The organism is Chloroflexota bacterium, from assembly GCA_026710945.1.
Taxonomy (GTDB): domain Bacteria; phylum Chloroflexota; class UBA11872; order VXOZ01; family VXOZ01; genus VXOZ01.
In genome coordinates this window covers 1-5,761 of record JAPOQA010000068.1, presented here as the reverse complement: position 1 = coordinate 5,761, position 5,761 = coordinate 1, and the positions used below count along the sequence as shown (strand labels likewise).

At 58.2% G+C, this 5,761-nt stretch carries 5 protein-coding genes; 2 read left to right on the top strand and 3 right to left on the bottom strand.

From position 1 onward, the window contains the following. Window positions 1-723: 723 nt before the first annotated feature. Window positions 724-1,143, top strand: a complete 420-nt coding sequence (locus OXE05_13965; protein MCY4438421.1) for a response regulator — start codon at window positions 724-726, stop codon at window positions 1,141-1,143. Window positions 1,144-1,415: 272 nt separating this feature from the next. Here OXE05_13965 and OXE05_13960 read toward each other — a convergent pair whose 3' ends face one another. Continuing rightward, on the bottom strand, window positions 1,416-1,826 hold the full coding sequence (locus OXE05_13960; GenBank protein MCY4438420.1) for a hypothetical protein: 411 nt from the start codon (window positions 1,824-1,826) through the stop codon (window positions 1,416-1,418). Between the two features lie 877 nt (window positions 1,827-2,703). Here OXE05_13960 and OXE05_13955 point away from each other — a divergent pair. Further along, entirely contained in the window at window positions 2,704-3,270 is a 567-nt protein-coding gene (locus OXE05_13955; GenBank protein MCY4438419.1) for a hypothetical protein, read from the top strand. A gap of 113 nt (window positions 3,271-3,383) precedes the next feature. On the opposite strand, the gene OXE05_13950 is transcribed toward OXE05_13955, so the two are convergent. Beyond that, window positions 3,384-4,184, bottom strand: a complete 801-nt coding sequence (locus OXE05_13950; GenBank protein MCY4438418.1) for a hypothetical protein — start codon at window positions 4,182-4,184, stop codon at window positions 3,384-3,386. A 377-nt stretch (window positions 4,185-4,561) separates the two neighbouring features. After that, the gene (locus tag OXE05_13945) at window positions 4,562-5,539 is read right to left on the bottom strand and encodes a Gfo/Idh/MocA family oxidoreductase (GenBank protein MCY4438417.1); all 978 of its coding nucleotides are present in this window, start codon (window positions 5,537-5,539) and stop codon (window positions 4,562-4,564) included. Window positions 5,540-5,761: the final 222 nt, after the last annotated feature.

The following is a 5,761-nucleotide window of genomic DNA, read 5'->3' as shown; positions in this document are numbered from 1 at the left end:
ATGTATGTAGGCAAGCACAGAGTTCTGCTCCCATGTTTCTTCTGCCAAATCTGTCAACGAATTACCTGACATTTACAATTCCAAGCGCAGCGAGGAATCTAAAAGGCTCAGGATTCTAGATTCTTCGTCGCGGAGTTTATCCTGAGCCTGCCGAAGGGCTCCTCAGCATGACAGGTTGAACTGCTGACTTAGGGCTGGATGCGACCACGTGTCTTGCACGTGACCAATCTAAACCCAAAACTACTAATTCCGCTTGCATGGCTAACGATCACACACCTTGCTCTTTCACCAACAAGGTCTCACATGTCCAATCGCCTGTCTCCGTAGAGTTTACACATTGACACACGAATTGGCGCTATCAAGTTGATTGGAAACAGCGTCCTACCCTTGGCCGACAATCCGTTGCAGTAACACAACTAGGTTACAATATTGGAAGTCGGTGGGAAGTGCAAGACAGCACGAGGAAACATACCGCGCAGGAGTGAGTGGCCCTGGCCGCTGCAAGAAGCACAACGATGCGCCTGAATCTATCCCGTTCGTGCTGAGCCCGTCGAAGCACAACGGCGCGCTTGATGCCATTCCGTTCGTGCTGAGCCTGTCGAAGCACAATAGGTAGTTAACTGGAAGAGACTCGGTGCAAACCGACGTTAGGCCACCCAACTCAATTCTGCGCAATCTGCAAAAGCAACAAGCCCATAGTGTTCCGCATAGAGAGACCTCCGTATGACTGACTCCGTTACACCGCAGCCCCACGTTCCTGTTGAGACGAAGGGCAAGCAAAAAACCATCGCCGTCGTCACCGAAGTGTGGCACCTGCGGGCGCTCGTACGCGCCGCCGTGGAGAACAAACGCACGCGCGTAGCCGAGGCATCGAATCTGCAGGCAATCAGCGCTATCGCCCACAGGGAACGGCTCGACCTTGTGATCCTGGATGCCGACCTTGTCTGTGGCGACGCGACAGCGCCGTATGCACAACTCAAGCGTGACCCGGCGCTTGCCGACGTGCCCCTGATCCTCCTCACCGACCGCACTACGCCTGACGATGGTTCATCCACAAGCGTCAGCCACCCTGACCGCACGCTACACAAGCACTTCAGCCCCTTCGAACTCCTGAATCTCGTCTACACCCTCACCGGCTATTGACCGACAAACCCTGGTCGTTCGCTCGGCATAGCTGGAAGGTGCCGGTTGCTGGATACCGTGCCGCTGCCGCAAGCTCTTTTTAATCACGAGGAGAAGGGAGAGCACACGTGGATCGCAGCCACGACGGCGGCATTCCGGTCGGCTCCGCAAAGCTCGGGCAGCGGGCAACATACCCTCTTGACGCGAAGACTGCGGCACGCGAGCGCCGCCGGAAGGGTTGGCACCAAAGAAATCTCTTGACAAGCTGAGTATTCCGGTTAAGCTAGAGACAACTAGAGCAGCGGTAGAGACAATGTTCGTATTTCCTGGCAGCGCAGAGGAGAGTCGGTTGCAATGGAGCTTGATTGCAGAGTGTTGGCCGCCGCGCGCCAATTGGCAGGAATAGTCGTATTCTGCTTGATGGCAGCGGTGCTGCTGATGGCGTGTGCAGCAGAGCCGTCTGCTGCAGGACTGCCGGTCGATAACCCTAAACCTGAGACTACAGCTACCATCACAGAGGCAACGCCTGAACCAACCCCGCCAAGCACACCCACGCCAATTGCCACTCCCGCAGTTCGTTTCACGGCGATTAGCAGCGGCACTCTCCACACATGCGCCTTGCGCGCAGATGGCACGCCTATCTGCTGGGGAAGCAATGAAGAAGGCCAAGCTTCGCCGCCGGCAAACGAGCGTTTCACTGCCATTAGCAGTGGCGGCTCTTACACCTGTGCATTACGCGAGGATGGAATACCTGTTTGCTGGGGTTTGGATGATCACGGCCAATCATCTCCTCCAAGTGGAATACGCCTCAAAGCCGTTAGCAGCGGCGACACGTATACGTGCGGATTGCGTGAAGACGGAACTGCTCTCTGCTGGGGTGACACGGATCGCAGCGGGGCGTCACCTCCCGAAGGCGAGCGCTTTGACGCCATTAGCAATAGCGGACAGCATACGTGCGCGCTCCGTGTTGATGGAACACCGGTCTGCTGGGGTGACGGCGGTGGGCACGGCGGAACGTCACCTCCGGCAAGAGAGCAACTCACTTCGATAAGCACAGGACTGTATTTCTCCTGCGGGTTACGTTCAAACGGGACCCATGTATGCTGGGGCAGAAGTCATGGAGAAGAGCCGCCGCCTCTTGAAGGCGAGAGGTTTTCATCCATCAGTAGCGGTTACACTTACAGTTGCGCTCTACGGGAAGATGGCACCCCCGTTTGCTGGGGCGAAGGCAGCCTCGGTCAAACCTCACCGCCGGAAGGCGAGCGCTTCACCGCCATTAGCAGCGCATTCGGCCACGTCTGCGGAATCCGCGAAGATGGCACGGTCGGTTGCTGGGGTTTAGATGTATCGCCACCGGAAGGCGAACGCTTTACAAGCATTAGCAGTGGCAATGAGTACACTTGTGCGCTGCGCGAGGATGGTTCCCCTGTTTGCTGGGGTGAAGGGGGTGTCCGCCCAACAACCCCTCCGGCAGGTGAACGCCTAGTTGCCATCAGCAGTGGCTTTATCCAAACATGCGGGCTCCGCGCCGACGGGACACTCATCTGCTGGCCCGGCTTTGAGGAGCTTGGCATTTTTCTGATGACCCAGCGTTTCACTGCAATAAGTAACTCAGCTGCTACCATCTGTGCGCTTCGCACGGATGGAACTCCACTGTGTTGGGGGATCAATCCGCCACCACCACCTCAGGAAGAGACCTTCACCACGATCAGCGTAGGTTTCTACGACACCTGTGGCATACGGCCTAACGGTACGCTGCTCTGCTGGAATTTCTATGGCACACTGTTTTCGCCAGTGGAAGAAGATAGACTGACGATCGTGAGCGTCGGAGTCTCTCATGGCTGCGCGCTGCGAGGGGACGGCTCACCAGTATGCTGGGGCAATGACGAGTCCGGTCAGCCGTTGCCGGAAGCTTTACCGCCAGAAGACGAAACCTTCACGACCATTAGTAGCGGATATCGACACTCCTGCGCACTCCGTGTTGACGGGACCCTAGTCTGTTGGGGTGAGTTTACACCGCCTCCTGAAGGCGAACGCTTTACGGCTATCAGCGTTGGCTCCGATCATACCTGCGGTCTCCGAGTCGACGGCGTAGCTATCTGCTGGAGTAGTCTCGATTTCGGCCAGGCATCTCCGCCAACCGAGTAGTCCAAACCGCTACAGTACGTGTATCCTTTGCGGAGGCTAGAGAATGGGCAGACCCTTACCTATCAGAGTGCGCCAATTACGATAGTAGGTGGTTGCTAGCCGATATACCGAGGCTACTCGTGGTATTGCGCCAGCAGCTTCTCCACGTGCGCGCGTACAGAGTCGCGATCTGCGCTGCAGACGAGGCACGTAAAGGGGAACTCGCCGGTGGCGCGGAAGCGGGCGGCGTTGGGGTAGTGGAAATCGCCGGTGTGGGTCATGAACTGGCCCCACCAGCCGTAGGTAAAGGCAGGGCCGGAGACTCTACTCTGCTCGGTCCACTCCGGCGGAAAGAGCGACCGAAACGGCGGGAAGGAATTAATCCAACTGCCGCACTGGACAATCCGGATATCCGGCCGGTCGTGTTCCAAGTCGTCCAGGAGTTTCAGTAGCAACCGCGTCAGGGCGGGCAAGTCCCAGAAGGGGGACTTTGGCTGCAGGACGTTCGTGAAGTGGATGTGGACGATGTCTTCCGCGTAGTCGCGGCTGAAGCTGCCGTAGGGCGTGGGCGGGATTACCTGTCCCGCACCCTCCCAGAGGTTACCCTTGCGTTCGCCGGCAAGGCGCTCTTCCATCGTGGGATGCAGCAGGGCATAGGCGGCCTCTTCCAGCGCATCCGTAGCCGCGTCATGGCGGTGATCGTGAAAGAGGGCTTTCAGCCTGTCCACGAGCACATCCCACTCGGGGTCTGGGTGGCCCTGCGCAGGATGATGCTCGCCATCCCAGAGGTGCGTGCGCCGGTAGATGTCAACGCGGGCGGTGATGAGCTCCGCAAAAGGACGCTGCTCAGTCTGGAGCAAGCGGTGCACGTACCAGATCTTGAGCTTCACGCACTCGCGGTCGTAGTTGCGGCGGATGTCTAGCCGAGATGCCATTGCTCAATTCCCTGACGGAAAGCGTTGCGTAACATTGTCTGACATGAGTAACCGCATTCAAAAGGTGAAGATTTCCCCTCTCCCCAGGGAGAGGGGGTCATTCGCGCCCGCCTATCTTAGTAATGTATCGCATTGGAAGTCTGCGCGTGGACCGAACCAAGGTGGAGAGGGAGTCTCTCTTGCCCGCCAATCTTGCTCAAGCATCAGTCTGATGGTCCGCACATGCCCTAAGCCAAGGTACGGGGGTCTCCTGGCGGGGATATAACCGTTTGCTCGGTTCTCTCTTGAACGCTTCAAACGCTTGCCTATACGCCTAGGGTCACCGTTTCGCCGGCTGTGCTTGAAGACTTGCTTAGAAACGATCCCGATTCTGTCGGCTACACATCCGGTACTACTGTAACAGGCAATCCAGTCTCGATAGATTGCCGCGCCGCCGTGATCAGGCGCATAGCCTCCACGCCGTCCTCACCGGTGACGATGGGCCTGGTCTTTCCTTCTATGCAGTCGAGGAAGTGGCTGATCTCCATGAAAAAGCGGTCGTGTCCGCCGACGTCCGTCTCCACCCGCTCGGTAACGTGATCCAGGCTAAAGCGGCTCCGGCCGGATTGAAAGTCGATGACGATAGCGCCGCGTTCGCCGTAAATCTCAATGCACTTTTCCGAATGGGGCGACGACCAGCTTCCCTCCATGGCGCCGACCACGCCGTCCACGCTCTCCGCCATGAAGACGACGGTATCGGTGCCGGCTATATCTTGAGCGAGGGTCGCGCCCTTGGCGTAGATGTTCTTTAGCTCTCCAACTAAGTAGCGGAAGAGGTCGACGTAGTGCGGGCCAGACTCCCACAGGATGCCACCGCCCCGTGCGGGATCTCCCAACCACGTGCCGGCCATGAGCTCCACGCCCGCAAACCGGAGACGGAAATGGTGCAGGGGGCCCAACTTGCCGGCATCGATCCATGCCTTGGCTTTGGCGATGGGCGTATAGAAGCGGTTGCAGAATGCGGTCAGCAGATGGACGTTAGCGCGCCGGGCGGCAGAAACCATGGCCTGCCCCTCGGCCACGCTCATGGCCAGCGGCTTTTCACAGAGCACGTGCAGACCCCGCGCAACCGCCTGATCGGTAATTTTGCGGTGGGAGGTCGGCGGCGTGCAAATGCTGACGGCATGCAGTTCTTCACTGCGCAGCATGTCCGCGTAGTCGGTGTAGGCTTTTGCGCCGAACTCCTGCGCACACGCCTCCGCGACGGCCCGAATCGGATCGGCTACGGCCACAATCTGCGCCCGACCACTCTTGGCATAACTACACAAATGAGAATGGGAAATAGCACCGCAGCCAATGACGCCCACACGAATCATGATTAAGGCTTCCTCCGTCGTCTTGCCTCTTCCCAGGCGATGGAATCCGGAAATGCCAGGATCCCCTCACTCCAGCCCTCTCCCCCAGGAGACCTTTGCATAACCCTCGCCACAGCGCAGATGTCCCCTCTCCCTCGACGGGAGAGGGCTAGAGCCTGCCCCGTACTCGATACGGGGGTGAGGGTGAATCTCCTGAATTCTCTCCATAGCATACCGATGTTT